Source organism: Caballeronia novacaledonica, from assembly GCF_900258035.1.
Lineage (GTDB): Bacteria > Pseudomonadota > Gammaproteobacteria > Burkholderiales > Burkholderiaceae > Caballeronia > Caballeronia novacaledonica.
The window spans coordinates 1-26,441 of sequence record NZ_OGTP01000022.1; the positions used below are offsets into that span (position 1 = coordinate 1).

A 26,441-nucleotide genomic window follows, 5' to 3' on the forward strand; every position below is an offset into this window, starting at 1 on the left:
GGCGCGGGCACGGCGGCGGGCAATGCGATGGGCGGTCGCGGCGGCGGCCTGATCGGCGCGGCGCTAGGCGGCGGCGCGGGTGCCGCGCTGGGCGGCAATGTCTCGCGTTCGAATTCGTACGCGGACGACTATAGCCGCGGTAGTCACGGCAAGCGGCATAAGCGTCATCACCACGACTGAGCGCTTTCCATAACCGGAAGATGGCGGCGAACGCGCCGAGGCCGTGCTTTTGAGTCGCCGCTCGCGTGCCGGCGTGTCCGGCACGCGAGGTCGCGGCGCTTTATGCCTTGCCGGACTCGGCGCCGATCGACCGATCCAGAAAGCTCGACAACAGCGGCGCGATTTCGTCGAGCTTGTCTTCCAGCGCGAAATGCCCGGTGTCGAAAATGTGCGTTTCCGCATCGGGAAGATCGCGCAGATACGGGTGTGCGCCCTCTTCCGGAAAAATCTTGTCGTTCTTGCCCCACACGATGATCGTCGGCGGCCGATGCTCGCGGAAGAACGCCTGAAACGCCGGGTAAAGAGGCACGTTCGTCCCGTAATCGAGGAACAGATCCATCTGAATCTCGCGATTGCCCGGACGGTCGAGCAGCGCCTGATCGTGCAGCCAGTTGTCGGGGCTGATCCTCGACACATCGGAGACGCCGTCGGTGTATTGGAAGATCGTCGTGTCGAGCGTGACGAGGCCGTGCAGCGCTTCGCGATTCTTCACCGATTGATCGGCCCAATACGCCTTGATCGGATTCCAGAACTCGCGAAGGCCTTCGGTATAGGCGTTGCCGTTCTGAACGATGAGGCCCGCCACGCGCGCCGGGTTCTTCAGCGCGAGCCGGTAGCCCACCGGCGCGCCGTAGTCCATCACGTACATCGCGAAGCGATCGATATTCAGACGGCCCAGCAATACGTCGATCATGTCGGCGTAGCGCTGAAAGCCGTAGCTGAACGTAGCGCGATCGGGCGCATCGCTCTGACCGAAGCCGGGGTAATCGGGCGCGACGACGCGGTACTTCTGCGCGAGGATCGGGATCAGATTTCGAAACATGTGCGACGACGTCGGGAAACCGTGAAGCAGAAGCACGACGGGGGCGTCCGTCGGGCCGGCTTCTCTGTAGAACACGTTGACGCCATCGATGGATTCGGTCTTGTATCGAACGACTGGAATCGAGGTCATGATGCGATTTCCTGTGAGATGGTGAATGACTGCATGGTGCGCCGTTCGCCGTTTCGACGGAATCCTCTCGATAAAGAATGCACTGTTCTTCTATCGAGATGAATTGTCCTCTGGAACGATCTCGCGCGGCGTGACTCCGAGCGTGCGTTTCATCCAGTAAGCCATGTGGCTCGCGTGCGCGAAGCCGCATTCCAGCGCAATGCCGCTGACGGTCATATGGCCTTGCGCGAGCAGCCGCTTCGCCCTTTCGATGCGCTGCGCCACGACATAGCGATGAACCGGCGCGCCGAACGTCGCCCGAAACAGCACCTTGAAATGAGGCACGCTGAGTCCGGCGACTTCAGCGAGTTCGGCGAGCGTCAAGCGCGCATCGAGATGAGCGTCGATGTAATCGGTAATGCGCATGGCGAGGCGGCGCGTCAGCATCGGTGTGGATGATCGGGTGGCGAAGGCGTCGTCGGCATGGGCGAGACGCACGATCATGGCGACGCAGAGGCTTTCCGCGTAGAGCGCATCGGATGCGCGCTCGGCTTCCAGTTCCGCGCGCAACGCCCACGCGAGATGCTGAAAGCGCGCGTCGCGCCACTGGAAGCGCGGCATGATTCGCGCGCTCGCGCCGCGCGTTCCGATCTGCGACAGCGTGCGTCGCGCGAATTCGTCGGTGAAACCGATGCGCAGGATGGTGCAATCGGCATCGTCGGCCCATTCTCCGTCGAGGCCCGCGGGAATCACGTCCGCATCGCCCTGAGTCTGGACGCGCGACATGCGCTGCCCGTCGCAACGGCAATGCGCGGTCACCGGCGCGCCGACATGCACGCCGACGCGATGCTCGTCCATCGCCGCAACGCGATGCGCGCCCGCCGCGACAAGAACCAGCTCCGCGCCGAAGCCGGACCAGTCGAGATGCTCGCTGGAGCGTAGCCGCGTTCGCGCGGGGGGATCGATCGCATTCACGGTTTGAACCTTCGCAGAAGGGTTTTTGCGCATTATGCATGCGTCTTTTTCGAACTGCTTCGAGCACGCAATCATCCGTTCTTGCTGAGGACAATCCATTCATGCGCGACGCTCATTCGATACCGCTCTACGCTCGACTCATACGAATCGGACGGGAGTCGAGCGATGCATGTGATCTTCGGTGCCGCAGGCAAAGCAGGACGAGCGACGGCAATGGCATTGCGGCGCGCGGCGCTGCCGGTGCGCGCGGTCGTGCGCGATGCGGCACAAGGCGATGCGCTCGCGAAGATGGGTTGCGAGATCGCCGTCGCCGATCTGCATGACGTCGATGCGCTCAGCCGCGCACTCGACGGCGCGCATGCGGTTCAGATGCTGATTCCGTTGCCGCGCGACGATCCCCGTCCGGCCGACACGATGCGCTCGACCATCGACATCGCGGCGCGTGCGCTCGCGGCTCATCGCGATGCGCATGTGTTGGCGCTATCCGACTACGGCGCCGAACTCGATACGGACACCGGCATCACCATGCTGTTCCATCACTTCGAAGCGGCGTTGCGCGATGCATCGGCGAAACTCACGCTGCTGCGCTCCGCGGAACATATGCAGAACTGGATGCGTGTGTTGCCGGTTGCGTTGTCGAGCGGCGTGCTGCCGAGCTTTCACGATCCCGTCGACAAGCGCTTCCCGACGATATCCGCGGGCGATGTCGGCGTCGTGTCGGCGCGTTTGCTGAGCGAAACGTCGCACGTCGAGGGGACGCGCATCGTGAGCGTCGAAGGGCCGTCGCGTGTCAGCGCGATCGATGTGGCGCAGTCGATCTCGGATGCAAGCGGACGCCCCGTCAAGGCACTCGCGCTGCCTCGCGATCAATGGGCCGCGACGCTTGCGCGCGGCGGCCTGAGCGATCAGCACGCGCGGCTCATCATCGAACTGTTCGATGCGCACAATGCTGGTCGAATCGATGTCGAGGAAGGCGTGGGCGAGCGTGCGTTCGGGACGACGAAGTTGAGGCGTGCGGTTGAGGAGATGGTTGCGGGGATCGAGGTGAGTTGAGAAGTGGCAGTGGCCTCCGCCACTTCAGGCAGCACTCAGCATACGAAACTCCACGTCGATCGCCTTGCCGCGCTCACACCATGCACGGAATTGCGCGCGTCGCCTGGTACTCTCGGCGACATTCTGCTCGACCGTTTCGACTTCGCCGCGCAGCGCCGTCATCTCGGGGAAGAATTGCGCTTCGAACGAGTCACCGTTGATCAGCGCGAGCAGTTCGGCGCGCTGCTGTTCAAAGTTCTCGATCATGTCCGCGAGCATTTCGCGAAACGCCTTTTCGCGCTTCATCTTGTCATAAGAGTCCCACGCCTCCAGCCCCAGGCCGATGAGCGACAGCGCGCCATTGAGTCCTTTCGCCAGCTTGACGGCGCCCCAAGGCTTGAATTTCAGCATCTTGCCGATATCGAGTCCGACGACCTTCGCCACGCCGACAATGCCGTCGCGTGCCGCGAGCACCGAGGCGTTATTGATCATTCCGCTCTTGATGGCGTACTGCAGCCCCTGCTTGCCGAATGCGAACATGGTCTCGTTGAAGTGATTCACTTCAGCGACGAAGCCGACCGCCATCTTGTCGACTTCCAGTCTGGCGGAACTCAGTTGCCGGTCGAAGGCGTTTTGCAGATTGGCGTTCAGCACCGCGCCGCCCGCGCCGATCTGCCGCTCGAAAAACTCCGGGAATGCCTCAAGCGTCTGCCCTCTCGCCTTCAGAATCAGATCGGAGAAGAAGCGCACGACGAATTCGCGCAAGCCGATCTGCGACTCCAGAATGCGCCGGCTGGCCGCGCCCAACTGCGTGTTCAACTGGCGGCTCATTGTCGCGAGTTGCTGGACCTCCTGGGCGATTTTGTCGTCCTGCTCCAGCGCGATGGGCAACTGCTTTCCGATCACGTCGCGAGCAATGCTTCTCTTCGTTTCGTCGACGACCGCCGCGACGCCGCCCGCCGCCGACACTTTCTTCGACGTCGCGTCCTGAAGCAACGCGATGCGCGACAGCGCGCGGAACCGGTCGAGATCCGAGAGCCAGTGTTCGGTGCCCATCTCGAACGGATCGGCCGCCACCGCCACGACGGCAAGACTCGCGGCTTCCAACTCGGTCAGCGCGATCAGGTCGCGCAGGCGGCCCGCGACATTCTCCTTCTTGATGGTCAGATTATGTCCATAGTCGCGCTCATCCTCGACGTCCGCGATGGCATCGAAGCGGCTCAGAACGAATACCGTGCGCGGCAGCAGGTTCAGCTCGCGAAACAGCCAGTTCAGGTCGTCGGCATGACTCGCCTTGATCGGATTGGCGGGATCCATGACGTAGAGGACGAGATGCGCCTCGCTCACATACTTGCGCGTCAGATCTTTGTACTTCTCGATGACATGCGTCGTCTCATTCTCCTGCTCCTTGAAGCCGAACAGTCCCGGCGTGTCGATGAGCAGGCATTCCGGCCCGGCCTGATAGACGGTCACGGCATTCGACGACTCCTCGTGACTGATCTTCATCGTCGACTTGTCGAGCTTTTCGAGCCACGCGGCCGCGATCGCGGTCTTGCCTTCGGAGAAACCACCGATCAGCGCGATACGCAACGTGTCGTCCTGAGCGCTGCGGATCGCGTGGCCGAGCTTTGCTTTCAGAGCGGTATCGACGTCGATGCCGAACGCTTCGCCATCCGTCAGAAACTGTTCCAGTTCCCGCAGCACGTTCAGCGTTTCAGCCTGCCGTTCCTTGTGGGTTCGCACCGTGTCTTTCATGCCACTGCCTCTTCCTTCGTGTCGTGTCGAATGCCATCGCCCGACGGGACGATCGTCTTCGAAAACCGGTTCAGGTTCGCGCACACTTCGATCATCGCGGAATTGACGTCCGCCACCTGATCGACGGATTGCTTGATCTCGGCCTTGATCGCGCTCATGCGCTCGTCCACGTTCGCGCACAATTCATCGACATTCGTCTTCATCGCGTCATGCATGGACCGCACGACTCGCTCCAGATTCTCATCGGTCGCCTTGCGCTGCTGTGCTTTTTTGAAGTCCGAGTCGACCAGCCCCCAGAGCGCCTTTGCGATGCTCACGATGATGGTCAGTCCACCAATAGCGAGCGAAATCCATCCCGCCGGGTTCCAGAACATCAGCGCGCCGCCCACGAGGGCTGCAACGAGCGATGCGTATTGCACGCCGCTGTCGAACTGCATGACGAATTCGAATTCATGCCTGAAGCGGCCATCACCAAAGGCGCGATACGCGTTCCGAACCTCGTTGATGCGCTCGCGGAAGCGATCCAGCACGTTGGCGACATCGTCCTGAAAGCGATCCAGGTTCTCGCCGATCTGTTGCTTCAGCCGGCCTTCGAGCATGTCCTGCTCCGCGTGAATCTGACTCCTCAGGCACGATTTCAAATCGTCGTTGCCGATTCCGGCTTCAATCCTTTCATAGACGTTGACACGCACTCGGCTTTCGAATGAGTAGACGGCGTCCGTCCCGAGGTTCTGCATGCTTCGCCCGAGCCCGCCGACCGTCAGATCGAGTTGCTGCTCGACCCGCACCCAGTCGTCGCCGCATGCTTGCGCGAGCGGTCCGATCGTCTCTTGTTGCGCCGACATGAGCGTGTTCTCCGCTTCTTTCACGGCGAATTGAACCTTGTTGACGTTCGCAGCGCGCATTCGCGCCTCGCAATCCTCGATCATGGAGCCGGTCAGACGGTCGACGAACGGCCGGAAGCCGGATTTCGCGAGCACGTCCTCGACGCTGAACCTGGCGAGGAACTTCGTGCGGTTGCGCACGAGGTCCGAGCCCGGCACGAGACATTCGGAGGAGGCGAGAAATGCCGGCTGCGAGCTCAGTGCGGTGCAGCCGCGATACTTCGATCCAAGATGCTCGTGCATCGTTTCGTCGAGCGCGACGAGGCCGCCGCGTTCGCTGTCGCTCAACAATTCGGCCTTTCCAAGCGGAATCGGGTTGGCGATCCGCTTGTTGTAGATCGACCAGACTTCCGTATGATCGCCGAGTTGCGCGCGGATTTTTTCGAGCGTGCCATGTCCGTCCGCGTCGCGCGTCTGCGGCGGCGCGGCCTTGCCGGTGACATAGAAGACCGCGTGCGCCGACTGCACCGCCCCAAGAATGCTGTCGATGACTTCCGCTTCCTTGCCCTCGATGCCGGGCACGTCGAGCAACTCGAAGCGCTGGCCATTGGCTTCGAACGTATAGGCCTGCGTGTAGCGCGTGAAGTCGGAGCGGCCCGTTCCGATGATATGTCCGTCGGCCAGAACTTCGAGCTCGGCAAGCTTCGATAGGAATTCGGCCTGCCGATCATTGCTCTCCTGAAGAGCGGCGCGCGCGGCTTCGATATTTATCTGGCCGGCAGCGCGCTCGGCCTCATGAGTCACGGCGAGTTCGGCTTGCCGCTGAGCGGCCTCCGCGAACGCGATTTCTTCGGGCGCTTTTCGAAAGAACCGCAAGAGTTTCCGCCACAGCGATGCGGAACGCTTCTCCCTATCGACCTGCTCACGCAGGCACTGCATCTCACCTTCCAGTGTTTTCCGCTCGGCATCGCGACGCGCCTCGTTCATGAGAGCGTTCGAGCGCAAGCTGTCCAGTTGCGTCTCGTCGCGCAGGATCGACTCCTGCAGTTCGGACAGCGCGGCTTCGCTCAGCCCGTGCTCGCTTTGAAGCGCGTGAAACTTCGCGTGCTCATGAGTCTTCGTCTCTTCGCCGAGAAGGATGCGCAGCGTTTCGACGATCGTCGATTTACCGGCGTTCGTCTCACCGTAGAACGCGATCGTGAACTTGTCCCAGCGCGCATGTTCACGCAACGATTCGATGCGCGTGACGAGTTCATCGTGAATCGGCCTGATTAACTGCTTGACTTGTTCGAGCGCTTGCGAGACGCGTTCATCGTCGTTTTCGCGGCCGAGTCGATGAAGCAGACCTTCGATATCGTTCAGCACGGCGCGATATAGCTCGTTCCCGACTTCGCGCGTGATATTGCGATTTGCCATGAATGGATCGTTTTTTGTTGATTATGCCCCGCACAGGTCTGACTCGATCTCCTGAAGACCTGAGTGCGTTTGCATTGTCCCCCGATCCTGACTCGCACAGACTGCAATGCCCAGCGGAATGTCGCACGCGCGCGCGTCTGATTGACGCACGTCATATCGTCTACGAAAATGACGAAAAGCAACACTTCGAAGTCGATGCACAGTGAGCTCGCGACATCACATGGCGGGCTCGGAGCATCGACTGTTCCGGGTACAGCGTCGCGACTCGTCTGATTTGGCATCCATACCCGCCTTCGTACGCACACGCTCGATCCCAAAATACCCCGCAAGCGCATCGACGACATTCTCCGCCATCGCGCGACGCGTCTCCTCCGTTCCCGATCCGATATGCGGCGTGAGCACGAGCCTGCGATCGCGCATGAGCGCGTCGGGAACATGCGGCTCGTGCTCGAACACATCGAGCGCGGCGCCGGCGAGCCTGTCCGATGCAAGCGCAGCGACGAGCGCCTGTTCATCGACCACCGGACCACGCGCGATGTTCACGAGGAACCCATCGGGGCCAAGCGCATCGATGACGCTCGCATCGACGAGATGATGCGTCGCGCGCGACAGCGGACACGTGAGGATGAGCATGTCGCAGTCCCGCGCGAGCCGGGTCACGTCGTCGTAATACGGCATATCGACCGGCTTGCGGTTAGGCCCGAAATACGCGAGCTTCGAGCCGAACGCCAGCAAACGATGTGCGATGGCCGACCCGATCGTACCCAATCCGACGATGCCGACTCTCATGCGCGAAATGGAACGCCCGAGCCGGTAGTGACCTTGCACGGGCCATTGTCCCGAGCGAACGTAAGCATCGGCGTTCACGAAGTCGCGCGTGAGGGCCAGCGCCAGTCCGACAGCCGCATTCGACACATCTTCCGCCAGAATATGCGACGTGTTCTCGATGCGAATCCCGCGCGCACGCGTCGCGCCGATATCCACGTTATCCAGCCCCGCGCTATAGCTCGAAATGATTTCGAGCGCGGGAAGCATGTCGAGGAAAGCCGCATCGATCTTCGTCTTGCGCAGCGCGATGCCGCGCACCTTGCTTCCGTGTTCCTTCAGAAACGCCTTCGCGGCCCCGGGCTCTCCCGGCAGATCGAGCACGTTGAAAAGCGCTCTCAGTTCCGCATGAGTCCATTCGGGCAGTTCTGCCGCGTTGAGAATGATCGGCTTGGTCATGATTCGAATTCGATGATGATCGCCCGGCGCGCACGGGTCGCGTCAGGCTCGTTGTGCAAGATGCAGGGCGCGGCGTCGGCGATTCAGCTCATCTTCACGCGCTCGATCTTGCCCATGAAGAACAGATAGACGACCGCCGCAATCAGACAATGCGCCGCGACGAAGTACAGTCCGACGGTATAGCCGCCCGTCGCCTGCACGAGGTAGCCGAAGACGATCGGCGTCACGATGCCGCCGATATTGCCGATGCAATTGAAGATCGCGCCCGCCAGTCCAACCGCCTCGCGCGGCGCCGTATCGCTCACGATGGCCCACGTTCCCGCGCCCGCCGCCGCGCCCTTGCCGAAGAAGGCCAGCGCCATCAGCAGCACGATCACGACATTGCTTTGCGCAACGGCCGAAAGCACGATGCTGCAGCCCACCGCCATGCCGACGATATACGGCGTCTTGCGCGCCCACGACACGCTCCATCCGCGACGAATGAGCCAGTCGGAAATCGTGCCGCCCGCAATGCCGCCGACGAAGCCCGCGACGGCCGGAATCATCGTTGCGAAGCCGGCCTGCATCACGTTCATGCCGCGCGCCTGAACGAGGTAGATGGGGAACCACGTGATGAAGAAATAGCTCAGCGCGATGGTGCAATACTGGCCGATATACGCGCACCACAACATGCGATTGCCGAGCAGCGCGCGAATCGAGCCGGGTGCGAGCACCGGGCGCGAAGTGAGCTCGTGCTTCGAATCGATATCGATCATCGCGCCGCCCGCGATGATGTGATCGAGCTCGCCGCTCGACACGCGCGGATGCTTGCGCGGCTCATACATGACGACCGCCCACACGCCCGCCGCCGCGATCCCGATGAGACCCAGCGCGATGAACGGCGCGGGCCAGCCGAAGCGCACCGTGAGCCATCCCGCGAACGGCGAAAAAATGGCGACCGCGAAATACGAAGCCGATGCGAACAGGGACGTCGCCAGTCCGCGCTCTTCCTTGGGAAACCACATGACCGCGACGCGGCCGTTGGCGGGGAAGCTCGGCGCCTCGATCAGTCCGAGTGCGAAGCGCAGCGCGAACAAAAGCCCCAGCGCGACCGACAGATCCGACGTGAAGTTGCCGATGAAGCCGACCAGCATCGTCGCGATGGACCACAGAATCAGCGTGGCGCCGTACATCGTCTTGGTGCCGAGACGATCGAGCAGCAAGCCGCCGGGAATCTGGCCGACGACATACGCCCAGCTAAAGGCCGACAACACGTACCCGAGCTGCACGTGACTCAGGCCGAATTCCTTCGATATGCCGGGTCCGGCGATCGAGAGAATGGCGCGGTCCGCATAAGCCACCGTCGCCAACAGCAGGATCATCGCGAGGATCGAGTAGCGGGTGCGGGTCGTGCGGGCAGCCGTGCTGACTATATACTGGGTCGTTCGCTCTGTAGCCACCGATATCTCCTCTTTCATGCCCCTGAAGGTGCGCGCGAACGCGCGGTGCGAAAGCCTTTCGGCCTGCGGGCCGGACTTCTCTCGGGGTGGTTTATGTTCCGCATTAGACCGACGCCGTGGATGACCGTCAATCTTGATTGATTCGATCAACGTGAAGAACTGGATGACTCAGGAAGAGGCCTGCGAAGCGCTCGGCGTGCGCAAACAGACGCTCTACGCGTACGTCAGCCGCGGCCGGATCGAGGTTCAGGGCGACCCGCAACACCCGAACCGGAATCTGTATCGGGCATCGGACATCGCGACGCTCGTGAAGAAGCGCAGCCTCGGACGGGCGCGCAAGAACATCGCCGCAAGCACGATGGCCTGGGGCGAGCCGATCATCGACACGCGCATCTCCACCGTCGTGCGCGGCAGGCTTTACTATCGTGGGCAGGATGCGGTGCAACTGGCTGCATCGGCGACGCTGGAAGACATCGCGCGGCTGCTCTGGAACGTGACCGATACGCCGCGCTTCGCGTCGTTCGCGCCGATCGAGTTCGACGGCTCCATCGGTGCGCGCGTTTTCGCGGCCCTCGCTTGCGACGCGGCGCACGATCGGCAGACACCGGCCGCCGGCGTTGCGAACAAGGCGGATCAGGCCGCGGAACTGGTCGGCCGCCTCGCGAGCAATTTCGTCGAGTTGCATTCGAATGACGGCCCGTTGCATCTGCGGATCGCGCATAGCTGGGGCGTGGCGCGTCATGCCGATCTGCTGCGCCGCGTGCTCGTGCTTCTGGCCGATCAGGAACTCACGAGTTCGTCATTCGCGGCGCGCGTGGCCGCATCGACGGGGGCGTCGCTCGGGGCGAGCATGATCGCGGGGCTCGCCGCGTTCTCCGGCCCCATGCACGGCAATGCGATCGTGCGCGTCCGTGAACTGATGGACGAGGCCAAACGATCCGGAACCGAGCCAGTTGTCCGGCGCAGGATCGCGGATGGCGAACCGTTGCCCGGCTTCGGTCACGAGCTTTATCCGCAGGGCGATCCGCGCGCGGCCGATCTCCTGTCCGCCTTCGAAGCGCCCAGCAACGCACGCGAGCTGATCGAATGCGTCGAGCGATTGACAGGCAAGCCGCCCGCCATCGACATGGCGCTTGCCGCGCTCGTCGAGCATTGCCCGCTTCCCGACGAAGCGGCGTTCGCGTTGTTTTCCATCGCGCGCAGCGTCGGCTGGATGGCGCATTCGATCGAGCAGGTCATGGAAGGCAGCTTGATCCGGCCACGGGCGCGCTACGTCGGTCCGGCCGGACAATGACGAGCCGCTGAGCGGCACGCGTCTTGCGCGTCGAGATGATCCGTCGCAGCCTGGACGTCAAGAGGAGCATCGCGTCATGTCGAATCCCACCGTCGGCGATTTTCTGATCGATCGTTTGCATGCCTGGGGCGTACGCCGCATTTACGGCTATCCGGGCGACGGCATCAACGGCGTCTTCGGCGCGCTGAATCGCGCGAAAGGCAAGATCGAGTTCATCCAGGCACGGCACGAAGAGATGGCCGCCTTCATGGCCTGCGCGCATGCGAAGTTCACCGGCGAGCTCGGCGTGTGCATCGCGACATCGGGGTCGGGTGCGTCGCATCTCATCACCGGTCTCTACGACGCGCGCCTCGATCACATGCCCGTGCTCGCCATTGCGGGCCAGCAGGCGCGTGCGGCGCTGGGCGGCCACTATCAGCAGGAAGTGGATCTTCCCGCGATGTTCAAAGACGTCGCCGGCGCCTTCGTGCAGCAGGCGAGCGTGCCGTCGCAGGTTCGGCATCTCGTCGATCGGGCGGTGCGTATCGCGCTGTCGGAACGCAAAGTCACGGCGCTCATTCTGCCGAACGATCTGCAGGATCTCGAATACGAACCGCCGGGCCGCAAGCACGGCACGCTGCATTCCGGCGTAGGCTTCCGTGCGCCGAAGATCGTGCCTTATGGCGACGACCTGCAACGCGCCGCCGATGTCCTCAACGCAGGCAGGAAGGTCGCGATTCTCGTCGGCGCGGGCGCGCTGGAAGCGACCGACGAAGTTATCGCCGTCGCGGACAAACTCGGCGCGGGCGTCGCGAAAGCGCTGCTCGGCAAGGCCGCATTGCCCGACGATCTGCCCTTCGTCACCGGCTCCATCGGCCTGCTCGGCACCGAACCGAGCTACAAGATGATGAACGGATGCGACACGCTGCTGATGATCGGCTCGGGCTTTCCCTACGCCGAGTTCCTGCCGAAAGAAGGCGCGGCGCGCGGCGTGCAGATCGACCTCAAGGCCGACATGCTCTCCATCCGCTATCCGATGGAAGCGAATCTCGTCGGCGACAGCGCCGAAACCTTGCGTGCGCTCCTGCCCTTGCTGCAACAGAAGACGGACCTCGCGTGGCGCAAGGATATCGAAGGCTGGATCGGGGACTGGTGGAAAACGCTGGAGAAGCGCGCGATAACGCCCGTGAAGGCCGGCGTGAATCCGCAGCGCACGGTGTGGGAGCTGTCGCCGCGCGTACCCGCGAACGCGATCGTCACGAGCGATTCGGGATCGGTCGCGAACTGGTACGCGCGCGATCTGAAGGTGAAGCGCGGCATGATGTGCTCGCTGTCGGGCGGACTCGCATCGATGGGCGCGGCCGTGCCCTACGCGATCGCCGCGAAGTTCGCGTATCCGGAGCGGCCCGTGATCGCGCTCGTCGGCGATGGCGCAATGCAGATGAACAACATGGCCGAGCTCATCACGGTCGCGAAGTACTGGAAGCAATGGTCGAACCCGCGCTGGATCTGCATGGTGCTCAACAACGAGGATCTGAATCAGGTCACGTGGGAGCAACGCGTGATGGAAGGCGATCCGAAGTTCAAAGCATCACAGGACATTCCGTCGGTGGCTTATCACAAGTTCGCGGAAATGATCGGTCTGAAGGGCTTTTATGTCGACGACGCCGAACGCATGGCCGCCGTATGGGATGAAGCGCTGGCGGCGGATCGGCCCGTCGTGATCGAAGTGAAGGCCGACCCTGACGTGCCGCCATTGCCGCCACACATCACGATGCAGCAGGCAAAGGCTTTCGCGACCACGCTCATGAAGGGCGATCCGAGCCAGGCAAGCGTGATCGTCGATACGGCGAAGCAGGTGCTCGGCGCGGTATTGCCGGGGCATAAGGACAAGTGACGCGCGAATGGCGGGGTGGACGCATCGCCGGCTGGGACGCCACCGCGTTCTTCAGCGAACTCAGGTGCGGGCTTTGCCTTGCAGCAGGTCGCGCGCGGTGCTCAGCATGCCGTCGGCGATACTGGCCGAGTCGATCTTGTAACTGCCGTCGCGCAATGCGGCCTTGATCGACTCGACCTTGGCCGTATCGATATCGGCATCGCTCGATTTGCCGAGCGCGGCCATCGACGACAAATTCACCGTCGAGTTCTGCGCGCCGGCGGCGCTCACCGCCTGCACGGCACTCTTCGCGTCACCGTTGTTGGTCGCGCGTTGCGCGTCGTTCTGGGCGCTTGCGAGCGTGTAACTGATGGATTCGATCTTCATGGTGTCAACTCCCGACTGTTGATTCCTTTAACGGTCCGGGGTTTGAAATCTTCACCATGCGCGAGGCGGCGCGACCGACCGCGAGCTTTCGCGCAAGCCGCAACGCCTTATCAGGCGGGCGTCTCGGCCGTTTGAAACAAATTGAAACAAAGTGTGAGCAATCGCACACAAGCGCGGACGGTCAACCGGCGATGGTTCGAACGCGCCGGGCCGCAGCGCGCATGCGCCGGCATTTCTGCTTTTCCAGCCATTGCAGCGACTCCTGCACGACTTCGGGCGGAACGTCGTCGAAAGAAGCGCTCCGGATCAGGGTTTCACTTGCGGCGATGTCGTTGAACAGGCCGAGCTTGTTCTGCACCGACGTCAGTTCCTTGATCGTGCGATCGTGGCCGCCCTTGATCACGGGCTGAAAAAACTCCAGCAGATACCGCAGCTTTTTGCCGGCCTTGCGGACATCGTGAAGATCTTCTTCGTGAGCGGTCTCGTTGCGCGATGCATATCGGCTGCGCTTCTTCAGCGCGCGCTCCGCCCGCCGGACGCGATCTTCCGCGAAGTCGCGAATCGGAAGGTCATTGCAGCTCGACTCCAACTGCATTTGCGCGCGCAGCAGGACGTCGTTCAGGAACGATTCGACGTCATCGCACTTGATCATCGTCTGGCTATGCGCGACGGCCTGCGCCCGCTTTTCCTTCGCGGCGGCCACGAGAATTCCCATCGATGCGCGCGACGCCTGCGCGGCTTTCAAAAGATCGCCTGCGATATCCCAGTCGCGCGTTCCGCCGGCGACAGCGGCCAGCCGCTTGAATTCCTCGGTGGCGTGCGCGGTCGCCTCTTCGCCGAGATAAGGCGAGTAGGCCCAGTACAAGGCCCGCAGTTTTCTGAAGGCGACGCGGAGCTGGTGGAATCCTTCGGCATCGCAATTCGTGGACAACTCGCGCGCGCGGCGCACGGCTTCGGCGACGACAGGCGCCGCCAATGATGAAAACGTGCTTGCGATTGAATCCGCGTCGGGAGTGGGTGAATCGGCGGGGCGCCGGCTTTCCTTGAAGAAATTGATCGGCCGGGGCAACGGCCAGTCAGCATCCATATCCACCATCGAGGCCTCGATTCATACAAATTTACATTGGCCTCGACCTTACCACAGCGAAGTACTCGAAATCCGGATTTCGTGACGATTTGATGAAGCACTGCGTGGAAAAGACGCGGCTGTCCGGCTAGATCTTCAAAAGAACGACGCGCCTGCCAGGATCCTGCATCCCGCCTTCCGCGACGGCCGCCAATATCCGATGACGATTGAGCTGGAACGCCAGATTGAGTTGCTGCTCTGAAGAATTGGAAGCGCCCAACTGCGCGACGACAAGGCGAAACGGCAATGCATAAGAGCAGAAACCCCAGCCGAGCGCGAAGGCCGAGAACTGTATCTCGTTATCCGCGAATACGGGCGGGGACAGGTTCAGGGACTGTTCAGCGGATTGGGCGGGGTCGTTCATCGTCGTAGTCTTGCGTGAGGGGCCGCGCCCATTATCGCAGTTCGTATCTCAAATTTCATCCACGCAACGTATTGCGCATCGGGCACACGCTCGATGCGCATGCCCATATCGGCGCGAACAGGCTAGAACACTTCCGGCACGATCATCGATTCGGGCACGGGATGGCGAATGTACTCCGCATGGTGAACGCGCTCCGGCAGCACGACGGGCTCGTGCTCGACTTCCTCGTACGGCACCTGGCCGAGCAGATGCGTGATGCAATTCAGTCTGGCGCGCTTCTTATCGACCGCCTGGACGACCCACCACGGCGCCTCGGGAATATTCGAGCGCTCCAGCATCACCTCTTTGACGTGGGTGTAGTCCTCCCAGCGCCGCCGGCTTTCGAGATCCATCGGGCTCAGTTTCCACTGCTTCAACGGATCCTGCACGCGGGCCTGGAAGCGGAGTTCCTGTTCGTCGTCGGTGACCGAGAACCAGTATTTGACGATCTTGATGCCGCTGCGAACGAGCATGCGTTCGAACTCGGGCACGGAGCGAAAGAATTCTTCGTACTCGTCGTCCGTGCAGAAGCCCATCACGCGCTCGACGCCCGCCCGGTTGTACCAGCTACGGTCGAACAGCACGATCTCGCCGCCGGCCGGCAAATGCGACACGTACCGCTGGAAATACCATTGCGTGCGCTCGCGATTGTTCGGCGCGGGCAGCGCCGCGACGCGGCAGACTCGCGGATTCAGCCGCTGCGTGATCCGCTTGATGACTCCGCCCTTGCCCGCCGCATCGCGCCCTTCGAAAACCACCACAAGCCGATAACCCGTCTTCTGCACCCAGTCCTGCAACTTGACGAGTTCTCCCTGCAGACGAAACAGTTCCCGAAAATAACGCTTGCGCGACAGGCGAGCCTCTTCGGTCAGCCCGGCATCCCCATCCTGGATGCGATCGTCGATCTCCATTTCGAGTTCCTCGTCATACGCATCGATGAGGTCCTCCTGAAACCGGCGTTGACGCTCTTCGAGCGAAGCCGCGTCGAGGGATCTGTCTAGCTCTGTCATTGCGGTTCTCCTGTTGAAATGGCGGGATGGCACGCCCTTTCTGGCCGCGCTCAGTCGGTCATGATCCGCCTAACAAATGACGTTCAGGTTACTCGCTTTCAGTGACAGGCGAGGCGAAGCGTGTCGACAGAGCCGGCCGTGGCAGTGATGGAGCCCGCTTACTGATCGGCGAATTCGACGCGATTGCGTCCGCCGCGTTTCGCCCGATACAGCGCCGCGTCGGCCAGCGCGTACGCCGTGTCGAAGCCGTCTCCGGCTTCGTTGTGGCTGACGCCAAAGCTCGCCGTGATGCGGCGATCCACCGGCGGGACGATCAGCGAATCGCTGATCGCTTCGCGCATGCGCTCCGCGAGATTCGCGGCGCTGGCCGCATCGTGACCCGGCAACAGCACGGTGAATTCCTCGCCGCCCACTCGCCCGATGAAACCGCTTTCGCCCACGATTCGCCGCAGACAATCGACGACGCCCAGAATGACCGCGTCGCCTACGGGATGACCGAAATCGTCGTTGATCCGTTTGAATTCGTCGATGTCGAGAACGATCATCACCGCGCTATTCGCCCGCAGCGTCTTGCTGGTCCGCTCGATCACGGCGCTGCGATTCAACACGCCGGTGAGCGCATCGTGCGACGCGCGATGCGCGAGCTGCGTGGCAAGCGCCTGCATCTCGCGTTCGGCACGGTCGCTTCTGCCGATCAGACGCCGCGTTTCCCGCATCAGGCGCTCGAAATGCTCGATGAGCTCGCCCAGCGACTGACGATATCCGTCCGCATCCGCGTCGGCTGCCGCATGCACGGCGCGGGCTTTCTCGAGCGCCGCGCTCTCCTTCTGAAACAGATCGGGCGAGGATGTCGAAGGCATCCTCAACGTCCCTGATAGACGATGGGACGATCCGTGAATTCGATCGCGTCGAAATCGGCTTTCAGCTCTTCGCCGAATTCGGCGATCGTCTCGTCTTCTTCATCGTGATACCAGTTCATCAGCACGCGGCTGCCCGACTGAGCCGCCTGATCGAGCGCGTCGAACATGCTGAACAGCATCTTGGTGCTCGAACTGTTGAAGTAAGTGAGCGCGACGTCGATGGTGATGACCGCGCCTGCGTTCTCGGCCAAATACGCGCGCATCTGCTCGATGACGGGCGCATAAAAAGCCGCCGCGTTTTCCGGGTATGACTCGCCCTTGAGCAACAACGCGTGCTGGTCGAAACGAAAATCGACCTCGGGCGACGTCGTCGTGGCGGCGATGTAGAGGTTATCCATGTTATTGCGCCTTCCTGCTCAGATGGTGGCCATGAGGCAAAACAGCGTGGTTCCGGGATCGTCGGCACGCGGGTGAAAAGCAAATTCGAGCGGCGCACTCGCATCGCGCGCCATCGTCAGAAAACCAAGGCCGGCGCCCTTGCTATCCTCCGGCGTATCGGACCGCAATGATAGCTTGTAAGCCTGCCTGATTTCTTCGAGAGACATATTGCGCAAAGGCTCGAGCTTATTGCGCAAATGCTCGACTTCCGCGGTCGATATCGGATTGACGCATAACATCACGTGATGCTCGCCGTCCTTCGAAATGCAGACGGCGCCTTCACGTATGGCTCCTGTCGTCTCGCCGCCCGCCTTCAACGCGTCCGACGAGTAATGAACGATGTTCTGCGAAAGCTCGACAAAGGAAGAGAAAAGCTTGCGGCGAGTCGGAGCATTCACGCCCGCGACTTCCAATTGCAGCTTTACGACTTCGCCCATCGCCGCGACGATGTTATGCGAGAAATAGCCCTTGTGATAGAAGAGAACATTGCGTCGCTGCGCCAGATCGAAAAAGGCGCTGTCTTGATCGAGTAGTTGAGACATTCTGAAAATTGACTAGATACGGGCACAAAAGAACGTGACGTCATCGCGGCGCGGCTGGGTGCGTTGCCAATCGACGAGTGCGAGGCGAAGCGCTTCGCAGATCGTGGAAGGCGAATCGGCCCGATGTTCGCGAATCACGTCGAGAATGCGGCGCCGGCCAAAAGCAATGCTTCGCGGCCCGCCGATCTGATCGGTCAGTCCGTCCGTGCAGATGAACAAGAGACTGCCTTTTGATATCGAAATGGCGTGCGCCTTCCATTCATAGTCCGCACGGCTGTCGACATAACCCACGCCCATGCGATCGGGCGCGATCGTCTCGAACTGCGTCGCATCCGGCGCGAGGATATGCAGCGCAATCCTCGCGCCCGCGAAATGCAGCACGTTTTGCGCGGCATCGAACCAGAAGAACGCGGAATCCAGACCGTCATTCGATTGCGGTCCTCCGCTCGCGCTGTTCACCTGCCCGAGCAAACCCTTCACGTTGCGATTGAGCGCAGACAGCAAGGCGGCCGGATCGCGCGGCCCCATCTGTTCGAGTGCCTTCGACAAGGACGCCGAAGCGAGCAGCGTCATGAACGCGCCGGGAACGCCGTGGCCGGTGCAATCGGCGATCGCGCCGAACCAGCCATTGGAGGACGCCGCGAAGTGATGGAAGTCGCCGCCGACCACGTCGCGCGGTTCCCACACCATCGCGGCATCGCGGATATGCGTCGACAAGGTCTCGTCGGAAGCACGCAGCATGGCGCGCTGGATCACGCTGGCGTACTCGATGCTCTGCATGATCTGGCGATTCTTTTCCGCCTGCATTTCCGCTACGGCGCTGACGAGTTCCAGACCGCTGCCCACGCCCGTGAAGCGTCCGCCGCGCGTGACGATGAAACCATCGACGAGCGCTTTCTCTCCGGCCTCGACAGTCCTGAATGCGAGCGTTTCGATGCTCTCGTCCGCATCGACGATCAGCGGCTCCTTGTCCATGAACGCGATGCAGGTCTTCTTGTCGTAAAGCTCGCGATGAAAAGGCTTGCTCATCTGCGACATGAAAATATCGCGATTGATCAAGCCGATAGGACGAAGGCCGTCGATGACCGCGAGACTTCCCATGTCGCGACGGGCCGAAAAGATCTCCATCACGAGAGCGTTGGAGTCCTCTGCGTCTACGAACGGCACTTCCTGGCACAGGTCTCCCGCAGTGCGTGGCTCAATCTGCGAAGAACGGCGAAACCTCGAGAACGCTGGCTGCATGGCACGCGGTGGACGTATGACGAAACATCGCACGCTACGGTTTAAGTGTGTACTTTATATGACAGACAAAAGAAAGGTGGCCTGAGTGAGACAGCGGGCGAATGCGCAATCGTTTGCGTGGTGAAACACGCTAAAGATAGCGCCGCCGACATTGCCGCATCGGATATAAGCGCGCTCATCTGACAACACTTCGCAGATCGGGGTATCTTTACTTCCCAGCGCACTGCACCTTATAACCGTCGCGCAGTGCGTTTGGACAACTTCGTCAAAGGGAGACTCACAATGAAGTCACGAAAATCTCTTGCAGTTGCAGCAGGCATGCTCGCCGTCGCCGTATCGATCAACGTGGGAATGGGCAGCGCTTATGCTCAGAGCAGCGACGCGGCAGCGACGACATCGGCCGCACCGAGCGCGAAATCGACGAAAGCCGCCAATCGGCAACTCGCCAAGGACGTGCGCAGGAGCCTGACCAAGGTTAAGGGTTTGAGCGTGTCGAAGATATCGGTTCGTGCCAACGGCGGCGCCGTGACACTCGCGGGCACCGTCCCCGATGCGTCGCAGATCGACAAGGCCACCGAGGCCGCAAAGGGAACGGCCGGGGTGACGTCCGTCAAGAACGCGTTGACGATCCGCGAAATCGGGCAGTAAGCGAGGTTTGCTTCGCTGCGTGGGCCGGCTGCGGGACTCGCCGCCGGCCCGCCGCTATGGATAGGAATTTACCCGGAGCAACGAAACGCCGATTTCGGCGGAAAATGGCTCCCACGTTGCCGATCACGTCTTTGTGTACGAACGATCGGCAATCCTCGCGACGCCGGCTCGACCGCGTGACATTCCTCTCAACGAGCGCCCTGTCATGAAAAATGCGATCCTTTCCCTCTTCGCGGCGACCGCGCTCTGCATGGCCCCGCTCGTCGCCAGCGCTCAGCAAGCCGTTCGTATCGGCGTTTCGGCACCGCTCACGGGCCTCGGCGCGGCCAATGGCAAGGACATCGAAAACGGCGTGCGTCTCGCCGTGGAAGAGGCGAACGCGCAACACATCAATATCGGAGGACAGCCGGTTCAGTTCGAGCTCGCCTCCGTCGATGATCAGGGCGATCCGCGCATCGGCGTTCAGGTGGCGCAAAAGCTGGTGGATGACGGCGTGGTCGCCGTGGTCGGCTATTACAACTCCGGCGTCGCGCTTCCCTCCTCGCCGATCTTCGCGCGCGCGGGCATTCCGCTGATCGATCCGGCGGCGACGAATCCGGCCATCACGCGGCAGGGATTGAACAACGTGTTCCGCATCATCGCGACCGACACGCAAAACTCCGGCAACGCCGGCACGTATGCCGTGAAGGTCACGAAAGCGAAGCGGATCGCGGTGATGGACGACCGCACCGCCTTCGGACAAGGCGCAGTCGAAGAATTCAAGAAAGCCGTGCAAGCGGCCGGCGGCCAGATCGTGTCCGAGGAATACACCACCGACAAGGCCGTCGAGTTCAACGCGCAACTCACGAACATCAAGGCGGCCAATGCGGACCTGCTGTATTTCGGCGGGCTCGACGGCCAGGCGGGTCTCATCGTCAAGCGCATGAAGCAGCTCGGCATACGCGCGCAATTCGTCGGAAGCGGCGGCATCGCCGATAGCGTCTTCATCAGCTCCGCCGGAAGCGCGGCCGAAGGTGCGATGGCATGGGAATACGGCCGGCCCGTCGATTCATTGCCTGAAGGCCGCGCGTTCGCGGAGAAGTTCAAGAAACGCTTCGGCGCGGACACGCTGACCTATGCGCCGTTCGCCTATGACTGCGCGTGGCTCGCCATCACCGCCATGAAACAGGCGAACTCGGTGAAGCCCGCCACGTTCATGCAGACGCTGCGCACGATGCAGTACAACGGCATCACCGGACATATCTCGTTCGATAAATACGGAGACCTGAACAATCCGACATCGACGCTCTATCAGGTGAAGTCGATGAAATGGCAACCGGTGACGACCATCGGCGCGGAGAAATAAGGAGGCTCGCCCGCCCTATTCCTTCGCTGACGGCCACGCGTTCTCGAACACGCATTCGTCGATGGAGCGGCGCTTCGCCCAATGCTCGGTTTCGAGCATCGGTGCATCGTAGTAGCGTTCCACATGCCCGACGCAAAGAATCGCGACGGGCCTCGCGCCTGAAGGCATGTTCAACAGCGCCGCCACTTCCTGCGGATCGAACAGGGAAACCCAGCCCATGCCGAGTCCTTCCGCGCGCGCCGCGAGCCACATGTTCTGAATCGCGCAAGCCACTGAAGCGAGGTCCATTTCGGGCAGCGTGCGTCGTCCGAATACGTAGTTTTCGCGGCCGTCCATCAGCGCCATGACGAGCACTTCGGCGCACTCACGCAAGCCTTCCACCTTGAGCCGCATGAACGAATCGCGCCGCTCGCCGAGGGCGTCGGCGGTGAGCAGGCGCTCGCGTTCGACGGCGTCTTGCAAGCGCCCGCGAATCTGCGCACACGTGATGCGCAGGATGCGCCAAGGCTGCATGAAGCCGACGCTCGGCGCATGCAGCGCCGCGTCGATGAGCCGCTGCATGACCGGCGGCGCAATGGGATCGCTCACGAAGTGACGCATGTCGCGACGTTCGTGAATGGCGCGATAGACCGCTTCGCGATCCGCCTCGCTGAATGCTTTTTCCATGGATATCGATGAAGATTGACTCACGGACAAGCATCATACCCGGCGGATCGCCTGCGATCTCGCTATGTGCGAACGCCCTCAGCCTCGCTGATCGAGCGCGATTCTCACCGGCCCGATATTCCAGATTTGCTCGCAGTATTCGCGGATCGCCCGATCCGAAGAGAACTTGCCGGAATACGCGGTGTTCAGGATCGACATGCGCGTCCAGGCCCGCGTATCCCGCCAGGCCGTGCTGACGTCTTCCTGTCGCGCGACGTAGGAGGCATAGTCGGCCATCACGAGGAAGGGATCCGAATAGCGCAGGTTATCGACCAGCGGACAGAACACTTCGCGGTCGCCGCGCGAGAAGTGACCGCTCGCGATCACTTCCAGCACTTCGTGCAATTCCTGATTCGCGTTCACGAAGTCCGCCGGGCGATAGCCTTCGCGTTTGACGCGTTCGACTTCGGCGGCGCTCAGGCCGAACAGAAAGAAGTTCTCGTCGCCGACTTCTTCACGAATCTCGATGTTCGCGCCGTCGAGCGTGCCGATGGTGAGCGCTCCGTTCATCATGAACTTCATGTTGCCGGTGCCCGATGCCTCTTTGCCGGCCGTCGAAATCTGTTCGGAGAGATCGGCGGCAGGGTAGATGAAATGCGCGTTCTTCACGTTGAAGTCGGGAAAGAACACGACTTTCAAGCGTCCGTTCACGACGGGGTCGTCATTCACGACTTCGGCGATCCCGTTAATGAGGCGGATGATGAGCTTCGCCATCGCATAGCCTGGGGCCGCCTTGCCGCCGAAGACGAAACAGCGCGGCGTCAGCGCGAGTTGCGGATCGCGGCGCAAGCGCTGATAGAGCGACACGATATAGAGCGCGTTCAGATGCTGCCGCTTGTACTCGTGAATCCGTTTGACCTGAATGTCGAATAGCGCCGACGGATCGACGACGATGCCCGTCGCGGTTTTGATCTGCGCGGCGAGCGTTTCCTTGTTCGCCTGCTTCACACGGCGCCAGCGCTCCTGAAACGCGGCGTCGTCAGCGTGCTTGTCCAGCCCGCGCAGTTTGCCGAGATCGGTCGGCCAGCCCTCGCCGAGCGTTTCGTCGAGCAGCGACGCAAGGCTGGGATTGCTGAGCATCAGGAAGCGTCGCGGCGTGACGCCGTTCGTCACGTTGCGGAAATGTCCGGGCCACAGCTCGGCGAAATCGCGCAGCACGGTTTCTTCGAGCAACTGCGAATGCAGCGCGGCGACGCCGTTCACCGCGTGACTGCCGACGGTCGCCAGATGCGCCATGCGTACGCGCTTCGCACCGCTTTCATCGATCAACGACATGCGCGCGAGGCGTGCATCGTCGCCCGGATAGTGCTGCCTCACTTCGTCGAGGAAGCGGCTGTTGATCTCGTAGATGATTTCCAGCAGGCGCGGCAGCAGACCTTGAAAGAGCGGCAGTCCCCAAGTCTCCAGCGCTTCGGGCAACAGCGTGTGATTCGTATAGGCGAGCGTGCGCCGCGTGATGTCCCATGCCTCGTCCCACGCGAGTTGCCGTTCGTCCACCAGCAGACGCATCAACTCGGCGACGGCGATCGAAGGATGGGTATCGTTCATCTGCGCGGTGAACATGTCCGGCAACCGCTCGATCGGCTCGCCCTTGAGCGCGAGCAGCCGCAACATATCCTGCAACGAACACGAGACGAAGAAGTATTGCTGTGCGAGCCGCAGCCGCTTGCCCGCTTCCGGTTCGTCATTCGGATAAAGCACCTTCGACAGCGTCTCGGATTGAACCTTTTCGTGGACGGCTTCGTAGTAATCGCCGGCGTTGAAGTCCTGAAGATCGAACGACTCGACGGCCTCGCTCTTCCACAGCCGCAGGCTGTTGCATGTGTTGACGCGGAAACCGGGAATCGGCGTGTCGCAGGCCACGCCTTTGACGGTGTATGCGGGAATCCAGCGCACGCTGAAGCGCCCTTGATTATCGGTGCCGCTCTCGGTGCGGCCGCCGAAGTTCACATAGAAGGCAACGTCCGGGCGCAGGATTTCCCACGGATTTCCCTTTTGCAGCCATTTGTCGGTGACTTCCACTTGCCAGCCGTCGCGAATCTCCTGATCGAAGATGCCGAATTCATAACGAATGCCATAACCGATGGCCGGAATTTCGAGCGTGGAAAGCGAGTCGAGATAACACGCGGCCAGACGTCCGAGGCCGCCGTTGCCGAGGCCCGGTTCTTCCTCGATCGCAATCAGTGCATCGAGATCGAGGCCTAGCGTTTGCAACGCTTCACGAGCATTGCGTTCGATGCCCAAGTTAATCAGGTTGTTACCGAGTTGCGGCCCGATCAGAAACTCGGCGGAGAAATAGCAGGCGACCTTCGCATCACGCGCGACATATGTGTGTGTGGTCGCGACGCGGCGGGTCATCATCCGGTCGCGGACAGCGTAGGCCAGCGCCATGTACCAGTCGTGCGGAGTCGCGATTTCCGGATAGCGCGCCTGAAGGCAGATCAGGTTATCGACGATGTCGCGCCGAAGCGCCTCGACGCCGAGTCCGCTGCGCGCCGGTTCGGCGGCGGTCGGTAAACGCAAGGTGGGCATGTCGTCCATGATCTATCCTCGTGCTCGCGCATGTTATGGCCAATATAGGCTTTGCAAGGATGTTCCGCTTGTGTGTCCAGCGCTTGACAGCGATATGACCCAGAGGCTCGCAAACGGAACGAACGCTCGTGCAGACTTCGGTTTGGCAAACTCTTCAATCTATCGCCGATATATGGCGAATCTGCGACAGGCCGTTCGAAGCACGGAGCAATCGTCATTGAAGCAACAGATCGAACAAAATTCGATCTCCGAAATTTGATTCGACATCGATGAAAGCTAGCCTCTGCGATTGAACATCCGTCATCCCGTCCGGAGGTCAGTCAATGAAAAGGTCGCACATCGCACTGGCGATACCCGCTCTCGCCCTGAGCGGCTATGCTCACGCACAAAGCTCGGTCACGCTATACGGCATCATCGATGCGGGCATCATGTATACGAACAATGTCGCCAAAGGCGGAACGCAGGGTTCGCTGTGGCAGGCGACGAGCGGCAACATCAACGGAAGCCGCTGGGGACTGCGCGGCTCCGAAGATCTGGGCGGCGGCCTCAAAGCGATATTCGTGCTCGAAAATGGCTTCAACGTGCAGAACGGCCGGCTTGGACAGAATGGCCGCGAGTTCGGCCGACAGGCGTACGTGGGACTTTCCGCCACGAGCTACGGATCGCTGACGCTGGGTCGCCAGTACGATTCGCTGGTCGACTTCGTGGCGCCGCTTTCGGCAACCGCCGGCACGTTCGGCGATACCGGCTTCGCGCATCCATTCGACAACGATAACCTGAATCACTCGATTCGCATGAGCAACGCGGTCAAGTACGCGAGCGCCAATTACGCGGGGTTCAAGTTCGGCGCGTTGTATGCGTTTTCGAATAACACGGACTTCGCGATGAACCGCGCCTACAGCGCGGGCGGCAGCTACAGCTATGGTCCTCTCAATGTCGCCGTGGGCTACTTGCAGATCAACGGCTCGAACAGCACGAATACGAGCGGCGCGATCGATGTCGCGGAATCGACGGCCAACGGCACGGGCGGATTCGTGCTCGGCGCGAACCGGCAGTGGGTGCTCGGCGCGGGCGTCAACTACGCCTTCGGGCCCGCGCTGGTCGGCTTCGTCTTTACCCGCAGCGTCTATCAGGGCACGACGTCGTTCAACTCGGTCAACGGCGCGATGAGCTTCAACAACTATGAACTGAACGCGAAGTATGCGTTCACTCCATCGATCAGCTTCGGCATAGCCGATACGTACACCGACGGCCACGCCGCCAACAGCCGAACCTTCGGCGCGGACCCGAAGTTCAATCAGGTCAATGTGCAGGCGGTCTATTCGTTCTCCAAACGCACGGATGTCTATGCGGAGGCGATGTACCAGCACGCGATCGGCGCGCAATACGTGGCGTTCATCAACACGTCGGGGGGCGCTTCGTCCACGGCGAATCAGGTGGTCGGCACCGTGGGAATCCGGACGCGCTTCTGATTTCGCATCGCAGAGGCATCGGGTCATCCGACAAATACAAGAGCCCGATGCCTCTTTGACATCGCCGCACCCGGCGGCCGATTCTTCTTCCTGAGTCGATTCCCTCGACTTTGTATCGCAACGTATCTGCGGCATTTGCGGATACGCGCGCATACACAACGCCTCGTTTTCGACACGTGCGGGATACGTCCGCACGCTTCAATACGTCCATCGCATGCCGCACGTTCAGCGGCGTCAAACAGGACAACGAGGTATTGCATATGCAACACGCCGTGAGTCACGAGATTGCGCTCAACTGCGTCCTCACCCGCACGCGACAAATCTCGCGCGCATTGACCGCGATTTACGACGACGCGCTTCGGCCCTTCGGCATCGCGGCATCGCAGTTCTCCTTGCTCGTGCTCGTCGCGGAGCTCGGCCCGCTGAGCCGGTCGGATCTCGGCCGCAAGAATCAGCACGATCGATCGACCTTGACGCGAAACCTGCAAGCGCTGATCGCGCGGGGCTGGGTTGCCGAAGCTGCGCCCGGCGCCGACGGACGAAGCCGCCCGCTCTCGCTCACCGACGCCGGCCGTGCGCTGCTCGACACCGCCGCGCCCGCGTGGTGCGCCGCGCAAGGACAAGCCACGTCGCTTCTCGGCGAAGCGGGCCTCGACGCGCTCATGCACATCGCGGGCGACTTGCCGCCGCGCCTGAGCTGAATTTCCCCTTTAATCGATGTTGCATATGCAAGATCGCCCTGGCGAGCCGCGCTCGTCATCACCAGC

At 61.7% G+C, this 26,441-nt stretch carries 23 protein-coding genes and 1 pseudogene; 8 read left to right on the forward strand and 16 right to left on the reverse strand.

All coding sequences use genetic code 11. The features are described 5' to 3' along the window. Positions 1-180 (forward strand): annotated as a pseudogene (locus NOV72_RS24715) (hypothetical protein); the annotation flags it as partial. Between the two features lie 100 nt (positions 181-280). On the opposite strand, the gene NOV72_RS24720 reads toward NOV72_RS24715, so the two are convergent. Both NOV72_RS24720 and NOV72_RS24725 read right to left on the reverse strand, forming a co-directional pair. After that, positions 281-1,171, reverse strand: a complete 891-nt coding sequence (locus tag NOV72_RS24720; RefSeq protein WP_106857190.1) for an alpha/beta fold hydrolase — start codon at positions 1,169-1,171, stop codon at positions 281-283. A 90-nt stretch (positions 1,172-1,261) separates the two neighbouring features. Further along, positions 1,262-2,125 carry a helix-turn-helix domain-containing protein gene (locus tag NOV72_RS24725; protein WP_245933140.1) on the reverse strand — a complete coding sequence of 288 codons (864 nt, stop codon included), beginning with the start codon at positions 2,123-2,125 and terminating at the stop codon, positions 1,262-1,264. Between the two features lie 165 nt (positions 2,126-2,290). On the opposite strand from NOV72_RS24725, the gene NOV72_RS24730 reads away from it, so the two are divergent. Continuing rightward, positions 2,291-3,178, forward strand: coding sequence for an NmrA family NAD(P)-binding protein (locus NOV72_RS24730; RefSeq protein ID WP_106857191.1), 888 nt, complete (start codon positions 2,291-2,293; stop codon positions 3,176-3,178). A gap of 24 nt (positions 3,179-3,202) precedes the next feature. Here the strand turns inward: NOV72_RS24730 and NOV72_RS24735 are convergent, their stop codons facing one another. The 4 genes from NOV72_RS24735 to NOV72_RS24750 all read right to left on the reverse strand — a co-directional run bounded on the left by NOV72_RS24735 (position 3,203) and on the right by NOV72_RS24750 (position 9,815). Beyond that, positions 3,203-4,912, reverse strand: coding sequence for a LeoA/HP0731 family dynamin-like GTPase (locus NOV72_RS24735; protein ID WP_106857192.1), 1,710 nt, complete (start codon positions 4,910-4,912; stop codon positions 3,203-3,205). Next, the gene (locus NOV72_RS24740) at positions 4,909-7,152 is read right to left on the reverse strand and encodes a hypothetical protein (protein ID WP_106857193.1); all 2,244 of its coding nucleotides are present in this window, start codon (positions 7,150-7,152) and stop codon (positions 4,909-4,911) included. The genes NOV72_RS24735 and NOV72_RS24740 overlap by 4 nt, the downstream gene beginning before the upstream one ends. A 216-nt stretch (positions 7,153-7,368) precedes the next feature. Beyond that, positions 7,369-8,376 (reverse strand): 2-hydroxyacid dehydrogenase, encoded by a 1,008-nt coding sequence (locus NOV72_RS24745; protein WP_106857194.1) that lies wholly within the window; start codon positions 8,374-8,376, stop codon positions 7,369-7,371. Positions 8,377-8,459: 83 nt separating this feature from the next. Beyond that, complete coding sequence (locus NOV72_RS24750; RefSeq protein WP_106857273.1) at positions 8,460-9,815, reverse strand: MFS transporter; 1,356 nt, start codon at positions 9,813-9,815, stop codon at positions 8,460-8,462. Between the two features lie 133 nt (positions 9,816-9,948). On the opposite strand from NOV72_RS24750, the gene NOV72_RS24755 reads away from it, so the two are divergent. Next, on the forward strand, positions 9,949-11,109 hold the full coding sequence (locus NOV72_RS24755) for a citrate synthase family protein (protein ID WP_342753432.1): 1,161 nt from the start codon (positions 9,949-9,951) through the stop codon (positions 11,107-11,109). A gap of 76 nt (positions 11,110-11,185) precedes the next feature. After that, positions 11,186-12,985 (forward strand): thiamine pyrophosphate-requiring protein, encoded by a 1,800-nt coding sequence (locus tag NOV72_RS24760; protein ID WP_106857196.1) that lies wholly within the window; start codon positions 11,186-11,188, stop codon positions 12,983-12,985. Between the two features lie 60 nt (positions 12,986-13,045). On the opposite strand, the gene flgM is transcribed toward NOV72_RS24760, so the two are convergent. From flgM to NOV72_RS24800, 8 genes are all read right to left on the reverse strand, one after another. Beyond that, positions 13,046-13,351 carry a flagellar biosynthesis anti-sigma factor FlgM gene (flgM, locus tag NOV72_RS24765; RefSeq protein WP_106857197.1) on the reverse strand — a complete coding sequence of 102 codons (306 nt, stop codon included), beginning with the start codon at positions 13,349-13,351 and terminating at the stop codon, positions 13,046-13,048. A 181-nt stretch (positions 13,352-13,532) separates the two neighbouring features. Then, a complete protein-coding gene (locus tag NOV72_RS24770; protein ID WP_106857274.1) occupies positions 13,533-14,444 on the reverse strand; it encodes a CHAD domain-containing protein in 912 nt (303 codons plus the stop codon). A gap of 121 nt (positions 14,445-14,565) precedes the next feature. Beyond that, the gene (locus tag NOV72_RS24775) at positions 14,566-14,841 is read right to left on the reverse strand and encodes a hypothetical protein (protein ID WP_245933141.1); all 276 of its coding nucleotides are present in this window, start codon (positions 14,839-14,841) and stop codon (positions 14,566-14,568) included. Positions 14,842-14,963: 122 nt separating this feature from the next. After that, complete coding sequence (gene ppk2 / locus NOV72_RS24780) at positions 14,964-15,890, reverse strand: polyphosphate kinase 2 (protein ID WP_106857198.1); 927 nt, start codon at positions 15,888-15,890, stop codon at positions 14,964-14,966. Between the two features lie 158 nt (positions 15,891-16,048). Further along, positions 16,049-16,750, reverse strand: coding sequence for a GGDEF domain-containing protein (locus NOV72_RS24785; RefSeq protein WP_106857199.1), 702 nt, complete (start codon positions 16,748-16,750; stop codon positions 16,049-16,051). A gap of 2 nt (positions 16,751-16,752) precedes the next feature. Further along, entirely contained in the window at positions 16,753-17,148 is a 396-nt protein-coding gene (locus NOV72_RS24790; RefSeq protein WP_106857200.1) for a DUF1987 domain-containing protein, read from the reverse strand. Positions 17,149-17,166: 18 nt separating this feature from the next. Further along, entirely contained in the window at positions 17,167-17,730 is a 564-nt protein-coding gene (locus NOV72_RS24795) for a SiaB family protein kinase (protein ID WP_106857201.1), read from the reverse strand. A gap of 12 nt (positions 17,731-17,742) precedes the next feature. After that, a complete protein-coding gene (locus NOV72_RS24800; RefSeq protein ID WP_106857202.1) occupies positions 17,743-18,858 on the reverse strand; it encodes a SpoIIE family protein phosphatase in 1,116 nt (371 codons plus the stop codon). A gap of 396 nt (positions 18,859-19,254) precedes the next feature. Here NOV72_RS24800 and NOV72_RS24805 point away from each other — a divergent pair, with 396 nt between their 5' ends. Together NOV72_RS24805 and NOV72_RS24810 are read left to right on the forward strand one after the other, a co-directional pair. Further along, entirely contained in the window at positions 19,255-19,620 is a 366-nt protein-coding gene (locus tag NOV72_RS24805) for a BON domain-containing protein (protein ID WP_106857203.1), read from the forward strand. A 250-nt stretch (positions 19,621-19,870) separates the two neighbouring features. Further along, positions 19,871-20,965, forward strand: a complete 1,095-nt coding sequence (locus tag NOV72_RS24810; RefSeq protein WP_245933145.1) for a branched-chain amino acid ABC transporter substrate-binding protein — start codon at positions 19,871-19,873, stop codon at positions 20,963-20,965. 15 nt (positions 20,966-20,980) lie between these two features. Here the strand turns inward: NOV72_RS24810 and bluB are convergent, their stop codons facing one another. Further along, positions 20,981-21,631, reverse strand: a complete 651-nt coding sequence (gene bluB / locus NOV72_RS24815) for a 5,6-dimethylbenzimidazole synthase (protein WP_106857205.1) — start codon at positions 21,629-21,631, stop codon at positions 20,981-20,983. 78 nt (positions 21,632-21,709) lie between these two features. Next, on the reverse strand, positions 21,710-24,211 hold the full coding sequence (locus NOV72_RS24820; RefSeq protein WP_106857206.1) for a glycogen/starch/alpha-glucan phosphorylase: 2,502 nt from the start codon (positions 24,209-24,211) through the stop codon (positions 21,710-21,712). Positions 24,212-24,525: 314 nt separating this feature from the next. Here NOV72_RS24820 and NOV72_RS24825 point away from each other — a divergent pair, with 314 nt between their 5' ends. Together NOV72_RS24825 and NOV72_RS24830 are read left to right on the forward strand one after the other, a co-directional pair. Then, positions 24,526-25,674: a porin gene (locus tag NOV72_RS24825; RefSeq protein ID WP_106857207.1), complete on the forward strand. Its 1,149-nt coding sequence runs from the start codon at positions 24,526-24,528 to the stop codon at positions 25,672-25,674. A 260-nt stretch (positions 25,675-25,934) separates the two neighbouring features. Continuing rightward, complete coding sequence (locus NOV72_RS24830; RefSeq protein WP_106857276.1) at positions 25,935-26,375, forward strand: MarR family winged helix-turn-helix transcriptional regulator; 441 nt, start codon at positions 25,935-25,937, stop codon at positions 26,373-26,375. Positions 26,376-26,441 lie beyond the last annotated feature (66 nt).